Raw genomic sequence first — 26,024 nt, 5'->3', positions numbered from 1 at the left:
GACCACGACATCAGAAGAGACAGAACCATGCAGCCACTCAAGGGCATCACCGTCGTCACGCTGGAGCACGCGATCGCCGCGCCCTTCGCCACTCGCCAGCTCGCAGACCTCGGGGCGCGCGTCATCAAGATCGAGCGCCCGGGTTCGGGCGATTTCGCCCGCGGCTACGACGAGCGCGTTCGCGGCCTCGCGTCGCACTTCGTCTGGACCAATCGCTCCAAGGAAAGCCTGACGCTGGACGTGAAGCACCCCGAGGCGGCCGCCATCCTGGAGCGCCTCGTCATGGAGAAGGCCGACGTCGTCGTGCAGAACCTGGCGCCGGGCGCCGCCACGCGCCTCGGGCTGGGCTACGACAAGCTTTCGGCCGCGAAGCCGGGCCTGATCGTCTGCGACATCTCCGGCTATGGCGACGACCTGCACAACCCCGGGCCCTACCGTGACAAGAAAGCCTACGACCTCCTGATCCAGAGCGAGGCCGGCTTCGTCTCCGTGACCGGCACGCCGGAAGAGCCCTGCAAGGCAGGCCCCTCGATCGCTGACATCGCCGCCGGCATGTACGCCTACAGCAGCATCCTCGCGGCGCTGCTGCAGCGCGGCCAGACCGGCAAGGGCCAGCGCATCGACATCTCCATGCTGGAGTCGCTCGCCGAATGGACGAGCTACCCGCTCTACTACGCTTTCGAAGGCGCCGAGCCGCCTCCGCGCACCGGCGCCAGCCACGCGACGATCTACCCCTACGGGCCCTTCCCCGCCGGCGACGGCACGACCGTGATGCTGGGCCTGCAGAACGAACGCGAATGGGTCAGCTTCTGCGAGAAGGTGCTCCAGCAGCCCGATCTCGCGAAGGACCCACGGTTCACCGCCAATTTCAAGCGCGTCGCCGAGCGGACCGCGCTGCGCCAGATCATCGTGGACGCCTTCGAGCCGCTGACCGGTGCGCAGGTGGTCGAGCGGCTCGAGCGAGCGCAGATCGCCAATGCCCAGGTCAACACCATGAGGGACGTCTGGGCGCACCCGCAACTGAAGGCGCGTGGCCGCTGGACCGAGGTCGGGACAGCCGTCGGACCGGTGCCCGCCATGCTGCCGCCCGGCACCTGGGACACCGGCCCGCGCATGGACCCGGTGCCCGCGCTCGGCGAACACACCGACGCGATCCTGGCCGAACTCGGCTGGGGCCCGACCGAGATCGCAGGGCTGCACGCAGCCAAGGCCGTCTGAGGTGACCGTGATGTCCGCCGAATCGCTGCCCAACGCGCGCACCTACCTTTTCGTGCCCGGAATGCGCCCGGAACGCTTCAGCAAGGCACTGGCCAGTGGCGCCGACCGGATCGTCCTCGACCTCGAGGACGCCGTGGCCATCGACGACAAGGCCAGTGCACGCGACCTCGTCGCGGCATGGCTGCAGCATGCGACGCCCGCAGACCGGTCGCGCGTCGTCGTGCGAATCAACGACGCCAGCTCGCCCTGGTTCGACGCCGACGTCGCGGCATTGCGCGATGCGGACGGCATCGGCGTGCTCCTGCCGAAGGCCGAGTCGGCCGCGCAGATCGCGCAGACCCGTGCGGCGCTGCCCGGCGCAGGCGTCCTCGCGCTCATCGAAAGCGCCCGGGGCGTGTCGGAAGTGAACCGCATCGCGACCGCCGGCGCGCAGCGGCTGGTCTTCGGCACGCTCGACTTCGCGCTCGATCTGGACATGGACATCTCCACGGACGGCTCGGGCCTCGCCTATGCGGCCAGCCGCATCGCGATCGCCTCGCGCCTGGCGGGCCTTCCGGCACCGATCGCAGGCGTGACGCCCCAGCTCGACGACGAGGCCCGCCTGCTGTCGGACCTTGGCGAGGCGCGACGGTTCGGCTTCGGCGCGAAGCTGTGTATCCACCCGCGCCAGGTGCAGCCCATTCATGACGCGCTGCGACCGAGCGCAGAGGCTCTGGACTGGGCCCGACGCGTCCTCGACGCGGATGCGGCCTCGCCCGGCGCCGCCCGGCTCGACGGCCGCATGGTCGATCGCCCGGTCGTCTTGCAGGCACAACGCACGCTGGCGCTGGCCCGTGCCTGACCGCCCTTCCCGAGTTCATCCACCTCCATCCAAACCGAAAGAGACAAGCACCATGGCCTCCACCATCATCGATTCACGCATCTTCGGCGACATGTTCACGGACGCGCGCATGCGCGACGTCTGGTCCGACGAGAACCGCACCGCCAAGTACCTGGACATCGAGCGCGCCCTCGCCAAGGTGCAGGGAGAACTCGGCATCATCCCGAAGGAAGCGGCCGACGAGATCGTGCGCAACTGCAACCTGTCGCAGATCGACTGGGCCAAGCTGAAGGCCAAGACGGAGCAGATCGGCTATCCGATCATCGCCGTGGTCAACCAGATCAACGCGAACTGCCGCGACAAGCTCGGCGAGTTCTGCCACTGGGGCGCCACCACGCAGGACATCACCGACACGGCCGCCGTGCTCCAGATGCGCGAAGGCCTCGCGCTCGTGGAGCAGGATCTGGACGAGATCGGCGACGCGCTCGCCGCATTGGCAAAGAAGTACCGCGACACGCCCATCATCGGACGCTCCAACCTGCAGCAGGCCACGCCGATCACCTTCGGCTACAAGATGGCGAGCATCCTGGCCGGCATCGATCGTCATCGCGAGCGCCTGCAGCAGCTCAAGCCGCGCGTCCTGATGGGCGAGTTCGGCGGCGCGTCGGGCACGCTGTCCTCGCTCGAAAAGGGCGCCATGGAAACCCAGGCCGGGCTGATGAAGGAACTGGGACTGGCACAGCCACTGATCTCCTGGCACACGGTTCGCGACACCATCGCGGAGGTCGGCGCCTTCCTCGGGCTGGTCGGCGGCTCGCTGGGCAAGATCGCGATGGACGTCAAGCTGATGATGCAGACCGAAGTGGCCGAGGTCTTCGAGCCCTTCGCGCCCGGTCGAGGCTCCTCGTCGACCATGCCCCAGAAACGCAACCCCATCTCCTGCCTCTACATCCACGCCAACATCTCGGTGGCGCGCCAGCATGCGGCCGCGCTGATGGATGCGATGGTCGCCGACCACGAGCGCTCGACCGGCCCGTGGGAGATCGAATGGGTGTCGCTCCCGGAGATCTTCTGCCTGATGTCGGGCGCCCTGAAGCAGACCAAGTTCATTCTCAAGGGCCTGGAAGTCGACGCCACGCGGATGCGCGCCAACATCGACATCACCAACGGACTCGTGATGTCCGAGGCCGTGATGATGGGCCTGGGCCCCTACATCGGCCGCGAGTATGCGCACGACCTCGTCTATGACCTGTGTCGCCAGGCACTGGCCGACAACCGGCCTTTGATCGAGATCCTGGTCGACCACCCGGAAATCAAGAAGCACGTCACGCGAGGCCAGCTCGAAGCGATGTGCGATCCGGCAAACAACATCGGGCAGGCGGGCGTGATGGTCGATCGCGTCCTCGCGGCCCGTCGCTGAGCCAGCCACCGGACCTTCCGCCACAGGACCGAGCCGGCGAAGACCGGCATGCATCCCCGCACCCTCACTCTGGAGACAACGTCGTGAACATCCGAAAGCTGTTGAAGCTGCTCTACATACAGGTCCTGATCGGCCTCGTCCTCGGCATCGCCGTGGGCCACTACTGGCCCGAGTTCGGCGCCGCGCTCAAGCCGCTCGGCGACGGGTTCGTCAAGCTCGTGAAGATGATGATCGCGCCGGTGGTGTTCTGCACCATCGTGAGCGGCATCACCTCGCTGGGTGACTCCAGGGAGATCGGCAAGACCCTGCTCAAGGCGATGGGTCTCTTCTACGCACTGACGCTCCTGGCGCTCGCCACGGGCCTGGTCGCCGTCCTGCTGCTCCAGCCGGGCGCCGGCATGCACATCGACCCGAAGAACCTCGACGCCTCCGTGGCGACCCGCTTCGCGAATCAGGTGCACATCCACGGCTTCACCGACTTCGTCATGCACATCATTCCGAACGCGTTCTTCGGCGCGTTCGCCGAAGGCGAGGTGTTGCCGGTACTGCTTCTCGCCGTGATCTGCGGATTCGGGCTGACCAAGATCGGCACCAACGCCAAGCCGGTGCTCGAAGGCATCGACGGGTTCTCGCACATGCTCTTCGCGGCCTTCGGGATCATCATGCGGCTCGCGCCGATCGGTGCGTTCGGTGCCATGGCATTCACCGTCGGTCGCTACGGCATCAAGTCGATTGGCTCGCTGGGACTGCTGATCGGCACTTTCTATGTGGCCTGCATCTTCTTCGTCGCGGTGGTGCTGGGCGTGCTGTCGCGCCTGCACGGATTCAAGCTGTGGCAGTTGATGCGCTACATCAAGGAAGAGTTGCTGGTCGTCCTCGGCACCTCCTCCAGCGAGCCGGTGCTTCCTCGTCTCCTGCTCAAGCTCGAAAGGCTTGGCTGCAAGAAGGGCGTGGTGGGACTGGTGCTGCCGACCGGCTACTCGTTCAATCTCGACGGCACGGCCATCTACCTGACACTGGCTTCGATGTTCATCGCCCAGGCCTGCGACATCCATCTGTCGTGGCTCCAGATCGGCTCGATGCTGGGCATCATGCTGCTCACATCCAAGGGAGCCGCGGGCGTGACGGGCAGTGGCTTCGTCGCCCTGGTCGCGACGCTCACGGTCATGCCCGATCTTCCGGTGGCCGGCGTGGCGCTGATCGTCGGCATCGATCGCTTCATGTCCGAAGCGCGCGCGCTCACCAGCACCATCAGCAATGCGGTGGCCTGCATCGTTGTCTCGATCTGGGAGAACGCGTGCGACCGGGACGTGCTGCGGCGCGAACTGGCGGCGAACTACGCCAACACCGAACACGAGCTCGAAGAGGGTTCCGGGGACTTGCAGTTGCCGGTCGGCCAGCCCGGCACGGCACACTGAATTTGGGGGCGGGCATCGGCTATCGCCCTGCTCAGGCTAACTCACAGCGCGGCGGCCGGCGGGCTTGCCGCGCTTTGCTTTCATCTCCGAAAAGAAAGCATAGAGCTGCTGTGCAGCCGGGGACAAGGTCCGGCCCTTGCGGCGGATGAGCCCGATCTTGCGCGTGATCACCGGGTCGTAGAGTGGCACGCTCACGAGCAGGGGGTGATCCGCGTCCGGCATGGCGCTCGAAGGCACCGCCGCCACGCCGAGACCCGCTTCGACCAGGCCCAGCATCGTCGTGACGTGCTGGGTCTCGTAAATGCTCTGCGGCCGGCCCGGAAGGCCCGACAGAGCCTGGTCCAGCAGCAGCCGGTTGCCCGACGCCTTGCTGACCGAGATGTAGTCGTACTGTCCCAGTTCAGTCCAGTTCACCCGGCGCTTGCTCGCCAGAGGATGGTCGCGCCTGCAAGCCGCGACGAATCGCTCCTCCAGCAAGGGCTTGAACTCGATGTCCGGTTCCTTGGCCCCGACGAAGTTGAGTCCGAAGTCGGCTTCCCCGCGCGACACCGCCGAGAGCACCTCGTTGGCGCTGGCGTCGAACACCTTGACGCGGATCTTCGGATAGCGCTCGTGGTAGCGCGAGATCACCTGCGACAGGAAGTAGTAGACCGTCGACGGCACGCAGGCGATCGTGACCTCGCCCATGCGCGTGGCCGCCACGCCGCGGATACCCAGCAGCGTGTGGTCCAGGTCGTCCAGCAGTTGTTGCACCGCGCGATCGAAGTCGCGCCCCACCGAAGTCAGGCTCACGCGTCGCGTGGTGCGGTCGAGCAGCCGCACGCCCAGGGCTTCCTCGAGCTTCTCGATGCGCCGGCTGAACGCGGGCTGCGAGACATGCAGCGCCTCGGCCGCCTTGCGGAAGTTCTTCAGTTCGGCGACGGCCCGGAAAGCCTGCAGATCGTTGAGATTGAAGTTGATGGCCATGGCGCATGCGCTCCGGATGCAATGTCACTGATCGACAGTGTGCATCAATCGATCCTAAACATGCAATTCACAGAAATCTCCGGGGAGCGGAACATTCCCCCGAAGACAAAACAGCAAGAAGCCCTCAGGTTTCCCTACCAGACATCCACCGGAGTAGACAAATTGAACGCCCAGAAACATCGCCTCGTTGCCGCGGTCGCACTCGTGGCCTCCCTCGCCTGCGCAAATGCGGCCGCTGCCTATCCTGAGAAGACGATCACGCTCGTGGTCCCGACGGCCGCAGGCGGCGCGAACGACGCGATGGCACGCGTCATCGGACAGGGCATGTCGGCCATCCTGAAGCAGCCCGTCATCGTCGAGAACAAGGCGGGCGCCAACGGCGCCATCGCCAGCGAGTACGTCATGCGCGCCGCGCCGGACGGCTACACGATCATGCTGGGCTACATCGCAACGCACGCGATGAACCCGGCGCTGCAGAAGCTTCGCTACGACCCGGTCAAGGATTTCGAGCCCGTCGGAATGGTCGGATCATCGGCAACGCTGATGGTGCTCAACCCGGCGGTCAAGGCCAATAGCGCGAAGGAAGTCGTGGCGATGCTCAAGGCCGCGCCGGACAAGACCAGCTACGCCTCGGCAGGCAATGGCACGGCGCCGCACTTCGCCGCCGAGCTGTTCAAGCTTTCGACCGGGACCAGCATGCTGCACGTGCCGTACAAGGGTTCCGCGCCCGCCATCACGGACACCATCGCCGGCCAGACGCAGGTGATGTTCCCCAGCCTGTTCACGGCCATGCCCTACGTCAAGGGCGGCAAGCTGAAAGCGGTCGGCGTGGCGGGCTCGAAACGTTCTGCGCTCATGCCGGACGTGCCGACGCTGCAGGAACAGGGGATCGCCGACGTCGACGTCTCGCAGTGGTACGGCATCTTCGCTCCGGCGAAAACGCCCAAGCCGGTGATCGAGCAGCTCAACAAGGTGCTCAACGAGGTGCTGGCCGACAAGACCGTCATCAAGCGCCTCGAAGAACACGGTGCCGAGGTGTCGCCCATGACGACCGAGCAGATGCGCACCTACGTCGCGCAAGAGCAGGTCAAGTGGAAGAAGGTCGTTCAGGCGGCCAAGATCACCGCGGAATGACATGAACAGGACCATCCCTTGCGTGCTCATGCGCGCCGGCACGTCGCGCGGGCCCTTCTTCCTGCGCGATTGGCTGCCCGAAGACGACGAGGCGCGCGACCAGGCGCTCATCGGCGCCATCGGTGCGTCAGACCCGCTGCAGCTCGACGGCGTCGGCGGCGGCAGCACGCTCAACAGCAAGGTCGCGATCGTGTCGCGATCGTCGCGCCCGGATTGCGACATCGACTACCTCTTCGCGCAGGTGGGTGTCGGCCACCAGTCGGTCGACACGCGCCCGAATTGCGGGAACATGCTTTCCGGCGTTGCGCCTTTCGCGATCGAGCAGGGGTTGGTTCCGGCCGCGAACGGAACAACCGACGTTCGCGTCTACAACGTCAACACCGGGTCGCGCATCGACGTCACCGTGCGAACGCCAGGCGGCCGCGTGACCTACGAGGGCGATGCGCGCATCGATGGTGTTGCCGGCACGGCCGCGCCCATCCTGCTGAACTTCCTCGATGCCTGGGGTGCGGTCACGGGGAAAGTCTTTCCCACAGGAAAGCGGATCGACTCCATCGACGGCATACAGGTGACCTGCATCGACGCCGCCATGCCGCTGATGATCGTGCGCGCCGGCGACCTCGGCGTCACGGGCCGCGAGAAGCCAGCCGCGCTCGATGCGAACACCGCGCTGCTCGAGCGGCTGGAGCGGCTTCGCCTCGAGGCGGGCCGCATGATGGATCTGGGCGACGTGTCCGACAGCGTCATTCCGAAACCCGTGCTGGTCAGCGCGGGGGATTCGAGCGACTCCATCACCTCGCGCTACTTCACGCCGCGCAAGTGCCATGCGTCGCATGCGGTGACGGGAGCGATCGGCGTCGCAAGCGCGTTCGCCTTGCCGGGGACGGTCGCGAGCGGGATCGCGCGCGAACCGGGACGCCACAGCCTGGTCGTCTTGCACCCCGCCGGCCGGATCGATGTCGAAGTGGAGTTGAAGGGCAGCTCGGACGCCGCGACGGTGGAGCGCGCCGCACTGGTGCGAACTGCGCGAAAGATCATGCAAGGCGAACTGCATCTGCCCGAGTACGTCTTCTCGCGCCCCGAGCCGGAGGGTGCGGCACCCTCGACCGTTCCGGCCAAGCCGTTGACCATCATCGTGCCGACGCGCGCCGGTGGCGGCAACGACACGATGGCTCGCATCCTCGCCGCCAAGCTGGGCCCGCTGCTCGGGCAGGAGGTGGTGGTCGACAACCGCGCGGGGGCGAACGGCGCGATCGCCAGCGAGTACGTGGCGCGCTCCGCACCGGACGGGAACACCTTGATGTTCGGCTATGTCGGTACGCACGCGATGAATCCCGCCCTGCAAAAGCTGGGGTACGACCCCGTCGAGGACTTTGCTCCCATCGGCCTGGTGGGTTCGTCATCGACATTGATGGTCACTCATCCGCACAAGGGCGCGCCCGATCTGCGCTCGCTGATCGCGCGGCTGAAGGAAGCGCCTCGCTGCTTCAACTACGCGTCGGCCGGCGATGGGACGCCTCCGCACTTTGCGGCCGAACTGTTCCAGCTCAGCAGCGGCACCTCGATGTCGCATTCGAGTTTCGAAGGGGCCGCACCGGCCATTGCCGACACCGCAGCCGGCCGCTCCCAGGTGATGTTCCCGAGCCTGTTCACCGCCTACCCGTTCATTCGCGCCGGGCAATTGCGCGCCTTGGCAGTGGCGGGGCCGAAGCGGCTCGAGGCCCTGCCCGAGGTGCCTACGCTCGCGGAACAGGGGGTTGCGGGATTGGATGTCGAGCAATGGTATGGGCTGTTCGCGCCGAGTGGCACGCACCCCCGCACCATCGAGCGTCTCAATCGGGCGCTCAATCAGGTCCTGGGCGATCCCGAAGTCGTCGAACGTTTCGAGAGCCATGGCGCGCGAGCCGAGCCGGGGACGGCCGAGGCGCTCGCGCAAAGGATGCAGGGAGATCTGGAGCGCTGGCGCAAAGTCGTGGCTCAGGCCGGGATCGCACCGAAAGAGCCACGCCAACTCGCGCTGGATTGAGACGCGAGCTTCCCGGTTCAAGGCTCTTGCGGCTTGCCCTGGCCTGAACTCGCGGTCGCGGTCGCCACCAGGTGGTGCGCCAATGCCTCGTACAGGGGGCGACTGATCATGCGCGACACCAGGCTTGCCAACATGGCGCACGCCATCAGGCTCAGCACCATCGAATGTCCGTCCACCATTTCCATGACGATGATGAATGCCGTCAGCGGCGCCTGCGTCACGGCAGCGAGGAAGCCTGCCATCCCCATTGCAATGAGCGCGGGGCCCATGTCGGGCGTGGCGAACCGGGCCACCGTCTCGCCGATGCCCGCGCCGATGGACAGCGATGGTGCAAAGATGCCGCCCGGCACGCCGCACCAGGCGGTGATCCACGTGGCGATGAACTTGAGCAGCGTGAAGAGCGGCGTCAGCTCGTCGTGCCCTGCCAGCATCTGCTTCACTGCTTCGGAACCGGCACCGAAAGTCACGCCGCCGCTCACCAGCCCGAGCACCGCCACCACGAGCCCGCCGACGGCCGCGAATCGAACGGGCCAGCGGGCCCGCAGGGTATTGAGACGTTGAGGCGAACCGGTCAGGGAGGCGATCATCAGGCGGGAGAACAGTCCGCCGGCCACCCCCGCTCCCAGGGCCACCGTCAAGCCCGGCCCCACCAGGTCCCACCCCAGGCGCGGCACCCTGATCACACCGAAATAGCTCAGGTTCCCGAAGGCCGACACCGCCACCAGGCCGGCCAGCACGATGGCGGTGAGGATGACCCCGCTGGCCCGCGCCTCGAGCCTGCCGGTGAGTTCTTCGATGGCGAACACCACGCCCGCGAGCGGCGCATTGAACGCTGCAGCGATGCCGGCCGCGCCACCGGCGACCAGCAGGGCGCGCATGTCGACGCTCGACCCCGGGGACAGCCATCGCCGGGCATGCTGCATGACCCCCGCCGCCACTTGCACCGAGGGACCCTCGCGCCCGACCGAGAGGCCGGCGGCGAAGCTGGCCGCGCCCAGCGCCATCTTTGCCAGTGTCAACCGCAGCGACACCAGGCTGCCGCGCCGCCCCGCGGGAAACTCCGAATGCAGTGCAGCCTTGACCTGAGGAATGCCGGACCCGGCAGAGCCTGGGAACCATCGCCTCGTGGCCCAGACAATGCCCGCGGTCAGGACGGGGGTCCACACGAGCACGGCCCATGCGTGCCTCGAATAAAGAGCTTCGAACAGGCCGAAGGCCCAGTTCGCCGCCAGGGTGAAGGCCACGACGAAGAGTCCGGCGAGCAAGGCATAGCCAAGGACGATGGCGCGATCGACCCAGAGGCGCCAACTCGACAACTCGGTGCGCAGGTTGGCCAGGAAGTCCGGTTCAGCGTTCATCTCCTTGGGATTGTGCCAAGGCAGTGGTGCGCTTCACGCAGGAGGGGCAGTCGACGGCGCCCCGGTCAGGCCGGTTCTCCTGCGCCCGGTGACGACCTGCGGCCTCGCCGACTGGGTTCGCATCAGCATCGGCACGCCGGCGGAGATCGACAGGCTTCTCGCCGCGCTATAGGGCCTGTCGGCCCTTCAGCGCCCGCGAGGCATCCCCGGCCGCCGTGCGCAGGCATTCGACGAACAGCCGCGCCACAGGCGTCAATGCCTGCCCGTCGGGCACCAGCAGCGTGATCCGCAGCATGGCGAGGGGGCCCGGCAGAGGGAGCTGCACCAGCCCGTGCGTGTTAAATCGCCCGCCCAGGGGATTGCCGACCACGAACGCCAGCGCATCGGTGTGGTGAAGCAGGGTCATCGCCAACTGCGAGGACTGGCAGGAGATGACGTCGGTGGGCGGCGGCTGGCCCTGGGCGGCGAAGAGGCGCTGCAGCAAGGCCCGCCCATAGCCGGGGACCAGCCAGGTGCACTGCTCCAGCAGCCGCAGCGAGCGCGCGTTGGCCTGGGGATGGCTCGGGCGCGCACGCACGACCAGCGGCTGCTCGAGCAGGAGTTCCCGTTCGAGGCCATCGCTCGCTTCATCCAGCTCGCTGATCAATGCAAAGTCGCAGTCGCCGTTACGCCAGTACTCGTCGGTACTGGGCAGGCTGAGTTCGCGCAGATCGAGCTCGACGCCGGGTCGCCGGCGGCGGAATTCGACGAGAGCCTCCGGCAGCAGTTGCGCAGCGGCCCCGCTGAAGGCCACGCACAGCCGCCCTCCGGTCCCGTCGCGCAGTTGCGCGATCTCGTCCTTCGTGCGCCGGACCTCGTTGAAGAGCAGGCGCGTGCGGCGCAGCAGGGCCGCGCCGATGACGGTGGGCACCACGCCCTTGACGTCGCGCGCAAACAGCGTCGAACCCAGGCTGCGCTCGAGTTCACGCATGGCGTGAGTGACCGCGGACTGGGTGAGGTGCACCTGGCGCGAGGCCGAACGGATGCTGCCGGACTCCGCCACCGCACGAAAGATCTGGAGTTGACGCAAGGTTAGGTGCGGCCCGCCGAGAGGAATTTCTTCTATCAATTCAATCGATCACTAACAAAAAGATTCTGTCTTTTGCTTGCCGGGCACTGTTTCTACATTAGCTCTGCCTTTCCCTACAAGCCTCAAGGAGAACCTGATGATGAACAGTGCCCCCATGAACGACCGGTCGGTGCGCGCCTGCTTCTCGGCCGACTACGCCGAAGCGCGCGCGAAGTTCATTGCCGCTGCCCAGCTGGCCGGTGCCAGTCTTGAGCACCACGTCCTCTACGACCGGCTCGGCGCCCAGGGCGAGACGCTGGCCACCGACGTGGCCCTGTTCGCGGCGGCCGGCGACGCATCGCTGCTCGTGCTCAGCTCGGGCGTGCATGGGGTCGAGGGCTTCTGCGGCTCGGGCTGCCAATTGGCGCTGCTGCAAGACACGCAGTTGCTTCAGAAGGCGCGCGAACGCGGCGTCGCCGTGCTCCTGATCCATGCGATCAACCCGTATGGCTTCTCGCACCTGCGTCGCACCAACGAGCACAACATCGACCTCAACCGCAACTTCATCGACTTCGCGCAGCCCAGGCGCAACCCCGCCTATGCGGAGGTGCAAGCGCTGATGCTTCCCGCCGAGTGGCCGCCCACCACAGCCAACGCCCAGGCCATGAAGGACTACGTGGCAGTCCATGGTGAGAACGCATTCCGTGAAGCACTCGTCATGGGGCAATCCGAGTTTGCCGACGGATTGTTCTACGCCGGCACGGCGCCGAGCTGGAGCAATCGCACGCTGCGCGCGATCCTGCGCCGCCATGGCGAGGGCCAGCGGCGCATTGCCTGGATCGACGTGCACACCGGCCTGGGCCCGTGCGGCCACGGCGAGAAGATTCACAACGGATTGCCCGGCATGACGGACAACCTGCGCCAGGCGCGCGCCGTCTGGGGCGCCGACGTGGTCGCCGCCTGGGAAGGCGACTCGGCCTCGCCCCAGGTGGTGGGTCATGCGGCCACCGCCGTGGTGGCTGAATGCCCGCAGGCCGAGAGCCTGGGCATCACGCTCGAGTACGGCACGCACGAGACGCCGGCCCTGGAGGCGTTGCGGGCCGAGCAATGGCTGTACCGCCACCCGCACGCGGCCAGCGACGCGCAGCGCGCCGAGATCAAGCAGCAGCTGCGCGACGCCTTCTACGTGGACCACGACGAATGGCGAGGGATGGTCGCCGGCCAATGCCGGGTCGCGCTGCTGCAGGCCTGCCTGGCGCTCGGCCGCTGAAGCGCTGTTTTCACTGACTGGTGCGCGCATCACCGGCAGGTGCTGTCAGCCTGCCGCGCCGCCCATTCGAGGCTGCGGCCGCTCCGGCCGCGTAAGGGAGACATATCCAATGAAAAGAACTCTGTCCGCCGTGGCAGGCCTGGCTGTTGCCGGCGTTGCTTCGGCTCAATCGTCTGTCACGCTGTTCGGTGTGTTCGACGTGTCGATCAGTGGCTACGTGAACAAGGCCGAAGACCGGCAATTCCCGACCCAAGGCAGCGCCACCACCCGCCGCACCGTCCTGACCAACTCCGCCTACCACTCCAGCCGTCTGGGCTTCCGTGGCACGGAAGACCTCGGCGGCGGCCTGGCCGCCGGCTTTTGGCTCGAAGGCGCGGTGAACAACGACGACGGGTCCGGCCGGGCGATCGGCGGCGGCATGAACTGGCAGCGTCGTTCGACGGTCAGCCTGTCCGGCTTCTTCGGGGAGCTTCGTCTCGGCCGCGACTTCACGCCGACGTCCTACAACGACGGCGTGTTCGATCCGTTCGGCAACAATGGGGTGGGGGCCAGCGCGGTCGGACAGGCCAACGGCAAGCGCAGTCCAGGCCGCTTCCAGAACGGCTTCGCAGAAAATCGCACGCACATTCGGGCCAGCAACTCGGTCAGCTACTTCCTGCCGCCGAACCTGGGAGGCGCCTATGGACACTTCATGTACGCCTTCAATGAAGCGGAGAAATACAAGCCCGCGATCCCAGGGGCGACCGACGGTGACGGCGCCCTGTTGATCAGGCCCGACAGCCAACGCACCGGCCGCTACATCGGTGCTCGCGGCGGCTACGCCAATGGCCCGCTGGACGTCGCTCTCGCCTACGGCGAAAGCACGATTGCGGACGACTTCTTCGACGGCACGACCACCGTGCTCAAGCTGTGGAACCTGGGCGCCTCGTACGACCTGGGCACGGTCAAGCTCATGGGCGAATACTCGAACGCCAAGGCAGTGACGGATCGCGCGCATCCGCTGCACCGCCTTGCCCACATGCCCAATCCCGGTGCGAAGGGGTGGGTGCTCGGTGCCACGCTGCCGGTCGGCCCTGGAATCATTCGTGCGTCCTATTCGAGGATCGAATACACGCGCCTGCTGGGTGCAACGCCGGAGCCGAAAGCCAGCCAGTTCGCGCTCGGATATGTGCACAACCTGTCCAAGCGCACGGCCATGTACGCCACGGTGGCGCGCCTGAGCAACAGAAATGGCGCAGAAGAGAGGGTCGGCGGCCCGGAGCACCTGAGTTCCATGAACGGCAGGACGCTAACCCCGACGACCTCGACCGGCTACGACCTCGGCATTCGCCACGCATTCTGATTCGCCTTGCAGCGCGCGCCGTCCTTGGGGCCACGCCGGTGAAAGGCGCAACCAGGCGGCGGGGAGCTTCTGTCAATCGGGATTCGTAGGTGGCCACCAAATCAAGCAGTAGGCACCACCGTGTATGAGTCCCCCTTGGCACGCTTCGGCTCCGGTTTCCTGACGGTCAAGGCTGCTGCCCCGTCATGGCGCGCAACTCCTCCAGAAGCTTGATCGAAGGACCGGGCAGCATGCCGGCCCTTCGGCGGAAGGCAGTCAGCGTTCTCTTGTCGCTCGCGCCCGGGATCTCCAGGGCGTCGATGAGGCCGGCCTTTCGCTCGGCGTCATACATGGGCTCGGGCATCCAGCCAAGAAAGCCCGAGTGGCCGATCAAGCTCTTGAGTGCGGTCACCGAGCGTGTCTCGACCACGACGTTGGGCAGTGCCAGGTTGTGTCGCATAAAAACCTTCTTCATGTGCTCGAAAGGCCCGGTTCCCTTCGGAAGTATGGCCCAACGCTCCTGCAGCGTATCAGCGAGCTTGAGCCTTGCCTTCTTGCGCAGCGGATGGCGCCGGCCCGCGACCACGTAGCTGGTGTCCTCCCAACGGCAATCCTTGACGGCCACGATCTCGTCCGTGTCCTCGATGTCGACCCCCAGCGCCAGGTCGATCTCGCGCGTGACGAGCGCATCGGCAAGGCGATCCCAGACTCCCTCGATGACCTGGACCTGGAGATTCGGCCACTTCTTGCACGTGCGACCGATCGCCAATGGAAGCACCAGGCAGGCGATGCTGCCGACTGCCCCGACGCGAATGGTGCCTTTGGCCAGGCCGAGCATCGCCTTGATGTCCTCGTTCGCGTGCTCTGACTCGCGTTGCAGGAGGATCGCGTGCGGTTGCAACGCCCTCCCGACATCCGTCAACTGCATTCCCTTGGAGTGACGCTCGAACAAAGGGGCGCCCACCTCGTCCTCGAGCCTGCGAATGGTGCGACTGAGCGCCGGTTGCGTCACGTTCATGGCCTCGGCCGCTCGCCCGAGGCTTCCCGACGAAACGATGGCGTTGAAGGCGATCAGAGATCGGAGATCGAAAGTCATGCCAAACGCTAATGACTTTCTCTCAAAAAAGCAATTTTCATGAAGGCGACGAACTTTCACACTGGCGCCATCGAGACAAGCGCCGCGACGCATCCGGCGCACCACAGAGGAAATGCACGAAATGACCGGACCTGTGCCGCGCGCCGCCATCGAGACGGCCAAGCAACCCACCACCGTCACCGTTCGCGACGCCGTCGTCGACCTCATGCGCCGCTTCGGCATGACGTCGGTGTTCGCGAATCCGGGCTCGACGGAACTGCCGATGTTCCGGGACTTTCCCGGCGACTTCCGCTATGTGCTGGGTTTGCAGGAGGCCACCGTGGTCGGCATGGCGGATGGCTTCGCCCAGGCGACACGCAACGCTTCGTTCGTGAACCTGCATTCGGCAGCAGGCGTGGGCAATGCGATGGGCAACATCTTCACCGCGCACAAGAATCGCACGCCGATGGTCATCACGGCGGGCCAGCAGGCGCGCTCCATCCTCCCTTTCGACCCGTTCCTGTCTTCCGCCCAGGCCACCGAGCTGCCCAAGCCGTATGTGAAATGGAGCATCGAGCCGGCGCGCGCCCAGGATGTGCCCCAGGCCATCGCGCGCGCGTACTACATCGCGATGATGCCGCCGCGTGGCCCCGTGCTCGTGTCGGTGCCGGTAGACGACTGGGACCAACCGGCAGAGTACGTGCCGGCAAGGATCGTCAGTGCGGAACTTCGCCCGCAGCCCGCCGTTCTGGCACAGATCGGCGAAGCCCTGGATGCAAGCGATCGACCGGCGATCGTCGCGGGTGCCGCGATCGATCGGGACAACGCGTGGAACGAGGTCGTTGCTCTGGCCGAGGCGCACAACGCCCGCGTGTGGGCAGCGCCGATGTCGGGCCGTTGCAGCTTTCCTGAAGATCATCGGTTGTTCGCCGGCTTCCTGCCCGCGATGCGCGAGCGGATCGTCGAACTGCTCGCTGGCCATGACCTGATCCTCGCGATTGGCGCGCCCGCGTTCGCCTACCACGTCGAAGGCGCAGGACCACACATCCCGACCGGTGCCACCTTGTGCCAGCTCACCGAGGACCCGGACACCGCGGCCTGGACGCCGGTCGGAACATCGGCAGTCGGCAGCATTCGCCTGGGAGTTCTCGATCTCCTCGCCCGCCCGACGCCGAAAGCCCGGGCTGTTCCGCCGGCCAGGACCCAGGCACCAAGGGCAGAGCCTTCGCCGTTGATGTCGGTCGCCTATGTCCTTCAGACGCTGGCCGAAGTGAAAGCGCCCGAGGACATCGTGGTCGAGGAAGCGCCAAGCGCGCGACCGGTGATGCAGGCTTATCTGCCGATCACCCGCAGCGAGACCTTCTACACGATGGACAGCGGCGGACTCGGCTACGGCATGCCTGCAGCAGTCGGTGTCGCGCTCGGCAAACCGGGCACGCGCGTCATCTGCCTCATGGGCGACGGCTCCAGCATGTACTCGATCCAGGCCCTCTGGAGTGCCGCACAGCTCAAGCTGCCGATCACCTTCGTGATCCTGAACAACCGCCGCTACGCTGCGCTACAGGACTTCGCGCCCGTGTTCGGGTTCTCTGCGACCGACGTCGTGCAGGGAACCGAACTGCCCGACATCGACTTCCTGTCGCTGGCCAAGGGCATGGGGTGCGATGCCACCCTCGTCAGCAATTCCGGCGGCCTGAGGGGTGTGCTCGATCGCGCCCTTGCCAGCACGGCGCCCAGCGTCGTAGAGGTTCAGGTCGCCTGATCCACACCGCGCGCTGCGCACTCCCGCTTCCATTCAAAACCCTACGGAGACAAATCAGATGAAGATTTCGATGTTGATCAATGGCGAGCGAACCCAGGCTCGCAACGGCGCCACTTTCGAGCGGCGCAATCCGCTCGACGGCAGTGTGGCCACTGTCGCACCCGCAGCAAGCGCGGAAGACGCCGTCGCGGCGGTCGATGCTGCCGCGGAGGCGTTCAAGACCTGGTCGCGCACCGGCCCGAGCGAGCGCCGCATGATGCTGATGAAGGCGTCCCAGGCGCTCGAAGCAAAAGGCGAGGCATTCGCAGCTGCCGTCGCGTCGGAAACGGGTGCGTCGGCGATCTGGGCGGGTTTCAACGTTCACCTCGCGGCGGGCATGCTGCTGGAGGCCGCGTCGTTGACGACGCAGATCAGCGGCGAAATCATCCCCTCCGACGTCCCGGGCAACCTCGCCATGGGGGTGCGGCAGCCGGCAGGCGTCGTTCTGGGCATTGCACCCTGGAATGCGCCCGTGATCCTGGCCGTGCGAGCCATCGCGACGCCGTTGGCATGCGGCAATACGGTGGTTCTGAAGGGCAGCGAAATCTGTCCGGCGACGCACGGCCTGATCATCGAAGCGTTGCAGGAGGCCGGCCTGCCCAAGGGCGTGGTGAATTTCGTCACCAACGCGCCTGCCGACGCAGCTGCCGTGGTCGAAGCCATGATTTCGCACCCGGCCGTACGACGTGTGAACTTCACGGGCTCCACCCACGTGGGCAAGCTCATTGCCGCTACCTGTGCGAAGTACCTGAAGCCCGTGATCCTCGAACTCGGCGGCAAGGCGCCGCTCGTCGTCCTCGACGACGCCGATGTCGACGCCGCCGTCGATGCGGCCGTGTTCGGTGCGTTCGCCAATTCGGGACAGATCTGCATGTCGACAGAACGGATCGTCGTCGATTCGTCCGTCGCCGATGCATTCGTCGCCAAGTTGAGCGCACGTGCATCGAGTCTTCCGCTCGGCGATCCGCGCCTCGGCCCGGTGGTCCTCGGCTCCGTCGTGGACATGAGCACGGCAAGACGCTGCAATGAACTGATCGACGATGCGCTCGCCAAAGGCGCGAAGCTCGTGGCTGGCGGCAAGGCCAAGGACACGCTGATGCCCGCGACGCTGCTCGACCACGTGACTTCGGACATGCGCATCTTCCGCGAGGAGGCCTTCGGCCCCGTGAAGGGCATCGTCCGTGTCAGTGGCGTCGAAGAGGCGGTCGTTTGCGCCAACGACAACGAGTACGGGTTGGCAGCCGCGGTCTTCGGCCGTGACGTGGCGCGCGCCATTCAGGTCGCGGGACGTATCGAGTCCGGCATCTGTCACGTGAATGGGCCGACGGTGCACGACGAAGCGCAGATGCCATTTGGCGGCGTCAAGGGCAGCGGCATCGGGCACTTCGGAGGAAAGGCCGGTGTCGATGCCTTCACCGACCTGCGATGGGTGAGCGTTCAAACGAGCCCGCGTCACTACCCCTTCTGAGGATCGGCAAGACATGATCGAACCAATCCCGTCACGTGATGGCACGCAATCCCTGCCATCGCGCAGCCAGGTCCTGCGCATGCTTTCCACAATCTTCAATCCGGGAGTACGCGCATGAGCCCCCAAGCGATTCCATTCAAGGGCAATGCCGACATCGGTCGTTTGCTCGACGAAGGCGCCTACACGACCATGCAGAAGGTGGTGGTCTTCCTGGCAGCCTTGTCCATCGTGATGGACGGCTTCGATGGCCAGCTCATCGGCTTCGCGATTCCGTTGATGATCAAGGAGTGGAACATCACGCGAAGCGCCTTCGCACCGGCCGTCGCCGCCGGCCTTATCGGCATGGGGATCGGCAGCGCCTGCGCAGGCCTGTTCGCGGACCGCTTCGGCCGCCGGATGGCGGTCATCGCAAGCGTCTTCGTCTTCGGCACGGCGACCTGCGCCATCGGCCTTGCGCCCGACGTCCTGACCGTGGCCGCACTCCGGTTTGTCGCCGGTCTGGGCATCGGTGGCGCTCTGCCTAGTTCGACCACGGTCACGGCCGAATTCACGCCGGCGCGCCGCAGGACGCTCGCAGTGACCGCGACGATCGTCTGTGTGCCGCTCGGCGGCATGCTGGCGGGCTTCTTCGCGGGCGAAATCCTGCCGGCATTCGGTTGGCGCGGACTGTTCTTCATCGGTGGCACCTTTCCCATCGTGCTGGCCACCATTCTTCTGTTTACCTTGCCTGAGTCGCCTCGATTCCTTGCGCGCCATCCGGCACGCTGGGATGAACTGGGCAAGCTGCTGGGGCGTATGGGCCGTCCGATGCCTGCCAACGTGACGTACACCGACATGGCGGAACAGGTCGTGGAGAAGCGGGCCGGCTTCGGCGCCCTCTTCTCGGACGGTCTGGCGCGCGATACGCTGGCCACCTGGGCGGCCTTCTTCATGTGTCTTACCGCCGTCTACAGTGCCTTCAGCTGGCTGCCGACGATGCTGGCATCCGAAGGATTGTCGATGGCCGTCGCTGGCTCGGGGTTGACCGCCTACAACCTCGGAGGCGTGATCGGGGCCTTGGTCTGTGCTGTCGCGATCACGCGATTCGGGTCGCGTTGGCCATTGGTGCTGTGCTGCGCCGGTGCGGCCGCAAGTGCATTCGCGATGCAGACCCTGAACGTCGGGCGCGACACGAATCTGTTGATCTTCGGTTTCGGCGTGCACGGCATGTTCGTGAATGCGGTGCAGTCCACCATGTACGCGCTGTGCGCGTTCATGTACCCCACCAGCGTCAGAGCGACCGGCACCGCGTCCGCGCTGGCCTTCGGACGACTGGGTGCGATCCTCAGTGCCTTCGCCGGGGCAGCGGTCATCACGGCCGGTGGCGCGATGGCTTATCTCGCGCTACTTGGCACGGCGATGGTCTTCGCGATGCTCGCGCTTCTTGTCGTCAGGCGCCACATCCCGAAGCACGCGGTTCTGCCGAAGCCGAGGTCCGTGGCGGCGGTCACCGGCTGAACTTCTCGAGGCCAATATGAAAATTGCGATCGTCGGCGCGGGCGCCATGGGCTCAATGTTTGGCGGCCTGCTAGCTGAATGCGGCAATGACGTCACTCTGATCGACATCAACGATGCACACATCGGCGCGATCCGGTCGAACGGCTTGCGATTGGTCACGGACAGCAGCGATCGGTATGTAAAGGCGCTCAAGGTTTGCCGACCTGAGGAAGCTCGGGAACAGCCCGAGTTGCTCGTGGTCTTTACCAAAACCCTGCACACTGGCGCCGCGCTGCAAGGCGTCAGGCACCTGATCGGTCCGGATGTCCATGTCCTGTCCCTGCAGAACGGCTTGGGCAACGTCGAGAAGATCAGCGAGTTCGCCGTGGCAGAGCGCATCCTCATCGGCGTGACCACCTGGCCGGCCGATATGGTTGCACCGGGCCACGTGCACTCACATGGCAAGGGCGTCGTCAGACTCATGGCCGCCGACGGCAACGTCCGATCGATCGTCTCCGTGGTCTCCGAGACGCTCTCGGCAGCCGGTCTCCAGTGCAGTTCGGACGCCACCGTATGGGCTGCGATCTGGGAGAAGGTCGCGTTCAACGCCGCTCTCAACAGCATCTGCGCCGTATCCGGGTGCACGGTCGATCAACTCGGTCTCACGACTGAAGGCAGCCGCCTCGCAGAGCAAGTCGTCGTCGAGGTTCTGTCGGTCGCACAGAGGCTAGGCATCGAAGTGGATCCCGCCAAGTGCAAAGCCAATGTCGCAGGGGCCATTGCCCAGCACAAGGGCCACAAGCCATCGATGTTGCAGGACGTTCAGGCCGGACGTCGCACCGAGATCGAAGCGATCAATGGAGCAGCGGTCACCACGGCCGAGCGCTTCAACATGAAGCTACCCACAACCGAAACGCTGCTGTCGCTCGTGCGCCTGGTCGAAGCGCGGGCAATGGCCTGACCACCTCTTCCAACAGGCACATGCTCCTCAATACCGAAGACTTCCGCGGCCGGGCGCGAAAGAACCTTCCGCGCTTCGTCTTCGACTACATCGAAGGAGCCGCCGACGACGGCCATTGCCTTCGTCGCAACCTGCGCGATCTGGCGGCCGTGGAACTTACGCCACGCGTGTTGCGCGACACCACGACCGTCGACACTTCGGTCGAGGTGTTCGGGCGCAAGTGGGCGCTGCCATTCGGCATTGCGCCGACCGGCTTGAATGGCCTGGTTCGGCCACGGGGCGACGGTCTGCTGGCCACCGCTGCTTCGCGCAGCGGAATTCCCTTCGCGCTCTCGACTGCGTCCAATATGCGTCTGGAAGACGTGCGTGCTGCAGTTCCCGAGGGCGTGCAATGGATGCAGCTCTACGTGATGCATCGTGAGATGGCAGGACAGATCGTGGAGCGCGCGGCGCGCGCGAAGTATGAGGCCTTGATCCTGACGGTCGATGTTCCGGTCAGCGGCAATCGGGAAGCGGACTTGCGAAACGGCTTTCGCATCCCCTTCAAGCCGACCGCAAGGCTGGCCTGGGATGTGATCACGCACCCGCGTTGGTCGATGCGCATGTTGCCAGGTGGCGCGCCGGATTTTGCCAACCTGACAGCGACGGACGGCAACGCCGGTTCGGCGAATATGCAGGCTGCGCTCCTCGCAAGAGCGATGGATCGCTCACTCGTGTGGGAAACGCTGGCGTGGTTGCGCGGGCTTTGGAAGGGCCCACTCTTGCTGAAAGGCATTCTTCACCCGGACGATGCACGGCTGGCGGTCGACCACGGCGTCGACGGCTTGATCGTTTCCAATCACGGCGGGCGTCAGAACGACGCTTCGCCTTCAGCCATTTCGGCATTGCCTCGCGTGGTCGCGGCAATCGGCGGTCGGATCCCGGTCTTCATGGATGGAGGAATCCGGCGCGGCGGCGACATTGCCAAAGCCCTGGCGCTGGGCGCGACGGCGGCATTCGTCGGTCGTCCAGCGCTCTACGGCTTGGCGGCCGACGGCGCTGAGGGCGCCGAGGCCGTGATCGGATTGCTTGCAGCCGAACTGGTGCGCAGCATGACCTTGCTTGGCGCGACCTCGGCATCTGCGCTGCCCGACGCTCTCGAGAGTGCGAGCTGCTCTCTTGCCTAGCCCTCATGCGACCCGCTACGCGGCGCCTCCGAGGCGATAGGCGCGCGGCGACATCTCGAACCTTTGGCGAAACGCACGGCTGAAGTGGCTCAGGTCATTGAAGCCGTGAGCCATCGCTACCGCCGAAATGCCCACGGACTGACGCGCGGGATCGCGCAGGTCGATCGCGGCACGCTCCAGCCGCCGCCGCCAGATGTAGCGCGCAAGGGATGTGTTCTCCGCCTCGAACAGCTTGTTGATGTATCGCGGCGAGAGGTTGAGCGCAGTGCTGACCATGGTCGCATCCAACTCGCAAGCGTCCAGGTTGCGTTCCAGAAAATCTTTCACCCGGACCAGTGCTGTGGCACGGTACTCGGACAGAGGCAAAGGTGAACTGAGAATCGCCTCGTCGAGCGCCGACGCTAGCAACTCCGTGAAATTGCGCGCGATCTTCTCGGAAGCAACAACGTCGAGGGAGGGCAATTGCCTGTTCAGACCCACGAGGTAGCCAAACAAGATCGGGCACATCTGGCCTGCTTCCGTCAGGCTCCGTGCAGTGATGCGGTGAACGCCAGCAGAACGATGAGACAGCGAGACAAGCGGTACTTTGACGGTGATCAGCTTGAACGCGTCGTCAAAGCGCAACGTGTAGGGTCGCTGGGCGTCGCATACGGCACCGTCGCCCGCTTTCAGCACAACGGACCGGCCGTCTTGCTCGGCCAGTGCCACGCCTGAAAGGATGAAGTTGAAAATCAGAGATTCGTCACCGGCGCGCGAGATCCCGGCAGGCAACCGCGCGACGCGGTGCGGGGATGCCTCGATGCACGCGACGCTAAGCGCGCTGAGTCGCGTCCCGCTGACAGAAGCTTCGAACGGGTTCTTCCCATCGGGCCGGCATTCAAGGTCGACGAGCGCCTTGCGCACCACCTCTTGCCAGAACCCGAACTTGTCGCGCGGGTTCAGGCCGGCGGTGGAAGCGTCGATGACTCGCGAGAGAGGTTCCGCTGTAAGAGGTTGCATGGCACACGATCAAGGCGCTGGCTTGCCCGTGGACGGTGACGAAGCCAGATCAAGACCGATCAAAGCTGGAAGCTCTGATGATTTTCGTCATTTCAACGCAAGGTTGATGCCAAAAAAACCCTCGGATCAGCACCGCCCGTCACGCTTCGACGCGGTCGACAGGGCCGTTTCAATCAAGTTTCCAGGCTGATCCAGCAAAGTTTGTCGACGCCTGAAACCGGACCATTGCTCCCAGGGCCTCGAGGAGGCCTCCACCTCAAACGGAGAGCAATGTGACCACTGCAAACGAGATTCAAACGACCTTGGATTCGAGCCTCGGGTCGAGCCGGCGCGGCCTCCTGCGCGGCGCTGCCGCGCTGACGGCCTTCACGGCGCTGGGAAGAGCCAGCCTGGCATGGGCAGCCGACAAGGACACGATCAAGATCGGCTATATCAGCCCGAAGACAGGACCGTTTTCGCCCTTTGCCGAAGCGGACGATTTCATCCTCGACCAGGTCCGCAAGACCGTCTCCGACGGCCTGGTTGTCGGCGGCAAGAAATACAAGGTCGAGATCCTTGCGCGAGACGACCAAAGCAGCCCGGACCGGCAATCCAACCTGGCGGCGGAGCTCATCAACAAGGAGAACATCGACCTGATGCTGGCACAGGTCGCGATCGGACCGAATGCCTCCCAGCAGTGCGAGCTCAATGGCGTGCCGTGCCTTTCCACGGTCGGTCCCTGGCAGGCATGGATGTTTCCGTTGAAAGGCGATCCCGCCAAGGGGTTCAAGAGCGTCTTCCATTTCTTCTGGGGTCTGGAAGACATCGCCGACGTGTACCTGGACATCTGGCAAGGCGTGCCCTCGAACAAGGTGATCGGCTCCACATTCAGCAACGACGTGCCGGGCAACGCCATGGGCGACATGAAGCTCGGCATGCCTGCCGCCTTTGCGAAGGCTGGCTACAAGATCGTCGACATCGGGCGGTTCCCGGTCGGCGCCGATGACTTCTCGTCGTACATCCAGGCTTTCAAGAAGGACAACGTCGAGATCGTGACGGGCCTGTTCAATCCTCCCGAATGGGCTTCGTTCGTCAAGCAGTCTGCCCAGATGGGATTCAGGCCGAAGGCGGCCACGGTTGCCAAGGCGCTGCTGTTTCCAGGTGGCGTCGCTGCCTTGGGTCCGCGTGCCGATGGCATGTCTACCGAGATCTGGTGGACCCCGGCCTATCCTTTCAAGTCGAGCCTGACCGGCCAGACGGCGAAGCAGTTTGCCGACGCCTATACGGCCGCCACGAAGCGCGATTGGACTCAGCCCATGGGGGTCGTGCACGCGCTGTTCGAGGCGGGTATCCAGGCTCTCAAGGCAAGCGGGGACCCCAAGGATCCCGTGAAAGTTGCCAACGCCTTGCGCGTGATGAAGCACGACACGATCATCGGCAAGCTCGACTTCACGTCCAGCGGAATCAAGAACGTCTCGAAGATGCGTGTCGTCGGCGGCCAGTGGCGCATCCTCGATGGTGCCAAGCCCGAACTCTTCATCACCAACAACAAGACGGCACCGGAAATCCCGGTCCAGCGCAAGTTCGAGTTGCTGTCGCTCGCCTGACAGGTTCCGACATGCTGCTCGAACTGCGTGACACCACCAAGCGCTATGGCGACATGGTGGTCATCCCCAAGCTGTCGTTGTCCGTGGAGGACGGGGAATTCATCGGCGTCATCGGCCCGAACGGGGCCGGAAAAAGCACCATGTTCGGCCTGATCTCCGGCAGCGCGCGATGCGACAGTGGAAGCGTCTTCCTGGATGGGACGGACGTCACCACCTACGACGCCGCCGAGCGATGCAGAGCCGGCATCGGTCGCACCTTCCAGATTCCGCAGCCCTTCGATGGCATGACGGCTTACGAGAACGTGCTCGTAGCGGCCACCTTCGGCAGCGGATTGCATGGGCAAGCGGCGCAGCAGGCCGCGGTCGACGCGATCGGGCGCTGCGGGCTCGACGCGGCGGCGGACAAGCTGGCAGGCACCCTGACGCTGCTACAGCGCAAACGGCTTGAATTGGCAAGAGCGATCGCCACGCGTCCGCGCCTGTTGCTGCTCGACGAAGTGGCGGGAGGGTTGACCGATGCCGAAATGCAGCAGCTTCTTCGACTGATCGTGACGATCCACCAAGGCGGAGTGACCGTCTTGTGGATCGAACATCTCGTCCACGCCCTCGTATCCGCCGCCGATCGGCTCGTCGTACTGGCAAGCGGCGCGGTGATCTGCGATGGCGATCCGAGGATGGTGATGGCCGATCGCACGGTGCGTGACACCTACCTGGGCTCGGACATCGAGGAGGAGCTGCACCATGCTGCGCACTGATCGACTGGATGCGTACTACGGCTTGTTCCAGGCGCTGTTCGGCTTGAGCTTTCAGATTGCGCCTGGCGAAACCGTGGCCCTCATCGGCTCCAACGGCGCGGGCAAATCCACGTTGCTGCGCTCGCTCGTCGGCTCGGTGCGGACACGACGCGACGGCGTGCTTCTGGACGATCAGGCCATCGGCGGTGACTCCGAGCGCAGGCAGCTGAACCGCGGCATCGCGCTCGTGCCCGAAGGTCGACGACTGTTTGCGAGCCTGACGGTCTTGGAGAATCTGCAGCTCGCGGCGCGCAATGGCCGCCCCGGACCGTGGTCCGTCGAGCGCCTCATGCGGGAGCTCCCGGTCATGCAAGCGTTCCAGCATCGTCCCGCAACAGCGCTGTCGGGCGGCCAGCAGCAGCTGGTTGCGCTTTCGCGCGCGCTGGTGTGCAACCCGAAGTACCTGCTGTGCGACGAGATCTCGCTGGGCCTCTCGCCGGTGGCAGTCAACGAGGTCTACGACCTGTTGGGCCGTGCCCGCAACGACGGGCTCGCCGTGGTGCTGGTCGAACAGAACGTCAAGCGTGCGCTGGCCGAGTCCGATCGCTACTACTGCATTCAAAAAGGCCGGGTGGTCCTCGAAGGGGCATCCGAATCGGCCGACCAGGCGCAAGTCGCGCAAGCCTACTTCGGGATCTGAGATGAAAGCCCACCCCTGTATCGGCTCACTTCGTGTAGCCGGGTACCCCCTCAAGGGGG

At 65.4% G+C, this 26,024-nt stretch carries 21 protein-coding genes; 16 read left to right on the top strand and 5 right to left on the bottom strand.

Going from position 1 to position 26,024, the window contains the following annotated elements; all coding sequences use genetic code 11:
- The first annotated feature begins 27 nt into the window (after window positions 1-27).
- The 4 genes from WKW77_RS06120 to dctA all read left to right on the top strand — a co-directional run bounded on the left by WKW77_RS06120 (window position 28) and on the right by dctA (window position 4,876).
- Window positions 28-1,218 carry a CaiB/BaiF CoA transferase family protein gene (locus tag WKW77_RS06120; protein WP_340355951.1) on the top strand — a complete coding sequence of 397 codons (1,191 nt, stop codon included), beginning with the start codon at window positions 28-30 and terminating at the stop codon, window positions 1,216-1,218.
- Between the two features lie 10 nt (window positions 1,219-1,228).
- Complete coding sequence (locus tag WKW77_RS06115) at window positions 1,229-2,059, top strand: HpcH/HpaI aldolase/citrate lyase family protein (RefSeq protein ID WP_340355950.1); 831 nt, start codon at window positions 1,229-1,231, stop codon at window positions 2,057-2,059.
- Window positions 2,060-2,111: 52 nt separating this feature from the next.
- On the top strand, window positions 2,112-3,458 hold the full coding sequence (locus tag WKW77_RS06110) for a class-II fumarase/aspartase family protein (RefSeq protein ID WP_340355949.1): 1,347 nt from the start codon (window positions 2,112-2,114) through the stop codon (window positions 3,456-3,458).
- 83 nt (window positions 3,459-3,541) lie between these two features.
- Window positions 3,542-4,876, top strand: a complete 1,335-nt coding sequence (dctA, locus tag WKW77_RS06105) for a C4-dicarboxylate transporter DctA (protein ID WP_340355948.1) — start codon at window positions 3,542-3,544, stop codon at window positions 4,874-4,876.
- A gap of 36 nt (window positions 4,877-4,912) precedes the next feature.
- On the opposite strand, the gene WKW77_RS06100 is transcribed toward dctA, so the two are convergent.
- Complete coding sequence (locus WKW77_RS06100) at window positions 4,913-5,842, bottom strand: LysR family transcriptional regulator (protein ID WP_340355947.1); 930 nt, start codon at window positions 5,840-5,842, stop codon at window positions 4,913-4,915.
- A 162-nt stretch (window positions 5,843-6,004) separates the two neighbouring features.
- On the opposite strand from WKW77_RS06100, the gene WKW77_RS06095 reads away from it, so the two are divergent.
- Together WKW77_RS06095 and WKW77_RS06090 are read left to right on the top strand one after the other, a co-directional pair.
- Window positions 6,005-6,976 (top strand): Bug family tripartite tricarboxylate transporter substrate binding protein, encoded by a 972-nt coding sequence (locus WKW77_RS06095; protein WP_340355946.1) that lies wholly within the window; start codon window positions 6,005-6,007, stop codon window positions 6,974-6,976.
- A 1-nt stretch (window position 6,977) separates the two neighbouring features.
- Complete coding sequence (locus WKW77_RS06090; protein WP_340355945.1) at window positions 6,978-9,002, top strand: 4-oxalomesaconate tautomerase; 2,025 nt, start codon at window positions 6,978-6,980, stop codon at window positions 9,000-9,002.
- A 17-nt stretch (window positions 9,003-9,019) separates the two neighbouring features.
- Here the strand turns inward: WKW77_RS06090 and WKW77_RS06085 are convergent, their stop codons facing one another.
- Complete coding sequence (locus tag WKW77_RS06085; RefSeq protein ID WP_340355944.1) at window positions 9,020-10,360, bottom strand: chloride channel protein; 1,341 nt, start codon at window positions 10,358-10,360, stop codon at window positions 9,020-9,022.
- Between the two features lie 166 nt (window positions 10,361-10,526).
- Window positions 10,527-11,429: a LysR family transcriptional regulator gene (locus WKW77_RS06080; RefSeq protein ID WP_340355943.1), complete on the bottom strand. Its 903-nt coding sequence runs from the start codon at window positions 11,427-11,429 to the stop codon at window positions 10,527-10,529.
- Between the two features lie 139 nt (window positions 11,430-11,568).
- Between WKW77_RS06080 and WKW77_RS06075 the strand changes: the two genes are divergently transcribed.
- Entirely contained in the window at window positions 11,569-12,678 is a 1,110-nt protein-coding gene (locus tag WKW77_RS06075) for a M14 family metallopeptidase (RefSeq protein ID WP_340355942.1), read from the top strand.
- A 109-nt stretch (window positions 12,679-12,787) separates the two neighbouring features.
- Entirely contained in the window at window positions 12,788-14,020 is a 1,233-nt protein-coding gene (locus WKW77_RS06070; protein ID WP_340355941.1) for a porin, read from the top strand.
- Window positions 14,021-14,186: 166 nt separating this feature from the next.
- On the opposite strand, the gene WKW77_RS06065 is transcribed toward WKW77_RS06070, so the two are convergent.
- Window positions 14,187-15,095, bottom strand: a complete 909-nt coding sequence (locus tag WKW77_RS06065) for a LysR family transcriptional regulator (protein ID WP_340356200.1) — start codon at window positions 15,093-15,095, stop codon at window positions 14,187-14,189.
- 121 nt (window positions 15,096-15,216) lie between these two features.
- Here WKW77_RS06065 and mdlC point away from each other — a divergent pair, with 121 nt between their 5' ends.
- From mdlC to WKW77_RS06040, 5 genes are all read left to right on the top strand, one after another.
- Window positions 15,217-16,836 carry a benzoylformate decarboxylase gene (gene mdlC / locus WKW77_RS06060; protein ID WP_340355940.1) on the top strand — a complete coding sequence of 540 codons (1,620 nt, stop codon included), beginning with the start codon at window positions 15,217-15,219 and terminating at the stop codon, window positions 16,834-16,836.
- 58 nt (window positions 16,837-16,894) lie between these two features.
- Window positions 16,895-18,343, top strand: a complete 1,449-nt coding sequence (locus tag WKW77_RS06055; RefSeq protein WP_340355939.1) for an aldehyde dehydrogenase — start codon at window positions 16,895-16,897, stop codon at window positions 18,341-18,343.
- Between the two features lie 114 nt (window positions 18,344-18,457).
- Window positions 18,458-19,840, top strand: coding sequence for an MFS transporter (locus tag WKW77_RS06050; RefSeq protein WP_340355938.1), 1,383 nt, complete (start codon window positions 18,458-18,460; stop codon window positions 19,838-19,840).
- Between the two features lie 16 nt (window positions 19,841-19,856).
- Window positions 19,857-20,780, top strand: coding sequence for a ketopantoate reductase family protein (locus WKW77_RS06045; protein WP_340355936.1), 924 nt, complete (start codon window positions 19,857-19,859; stop codon window positions 20,778-20,780).
- 20 nt (window positions 20,781-20,800) lie between these two features.
- Window positions 20,801-21,946, top strand: a complete 1,146-nt coding sequence (locus WKW77_RS06040) for an alpha-hydroxy acid oxidase (protein WP_340355935.1) — start codon at window positions 20,801-20,803, stop codon at window positions 21,944-21,946.
- Between the two features lie 15 nt (window positions 21,947-21,961).
- Here WKW77_RS06040 and WKW77_RS06035 read toward each other — a convergent pair whose 3' ends face one another.
- The gene (locus WKW77_RS06035) at window positions 21,962-22,945 is read right to left on the bottom strand and encodes an AraC-like ligand-binding domain-containing protein (RefSeq protein ID WP_340355934.1); all 984 of its coding nucleotides are present in this window, start codon (window positions 22,943-22,945) and stop codon (window positions 21,962-21,964) included.
- 272 nt (window positions 22,946-23,217) lie between these two features.
- Between WKW77_RS06035 and WKW77_RS06030 the strand changes: the two genes are divergently transcribed.
- Genes WKW77_RS06030 through WKW77_RS06020 form a run of 3 tightly spaced genes read left to right on the top strand, consistent with a single transcriptional unit; the run spans window position 23,218 to window position 25,965 of the window.
- Window positions 23,218-24,531 (top strand): ABC transporter substrate-binding protein, encoded by a 1,314-nt coding sequence (locus tag WKW77_RS06030; protein ID WP_340355933.1) that lies wholly within the window; start codon window positions 23,218-23,220, stop codon window positions 24,529-24,531.
- Window positions 24,532-24,542: 11 nt separating this feature from the next.
- Window positions 24,543-25,286 carry an ABC transporter ATP-binding protein gene (locus WKW77_RS06025; RefSeq protein WP_340355932.1) on the top strand — a complete coding sequence of 248 codons (744 nt, stop codon included), beginning with the start codon at window positions 24,543-24,545 and terminating at the stop codon, window positions 25,284-25,286.
- Entirely contained in the window at window positions 25,273-25,965 is a 693-nt protein-coding gene (locus WKW77_RS06020) for an ABC transporter ATP-binding protein (protein WP_340355931.1), read from the top strand. The genes WKW77_RS06025 and WKW77_RS06020 overlap by 14 nt, the downstream gene beginning before the upstream one ends.
- The last annotated feature ends 59 nt before the right edge of the window (window positions 25,966-26,024 follow it).

The organism is Variovorax ureilyticus, assembly GCF_037889935.1.
GTDB lineage: Bacteria > Pseudomonadota > Gammaproteobacteria > Burkholderiales > Burkholderiaceae_C > Variovorax > Variovorax ureilyticus.
Note: the sequence above shows the minus strand (reverse complement) of the source record. Positions and strands in the feature narration are given on the sequence as shown.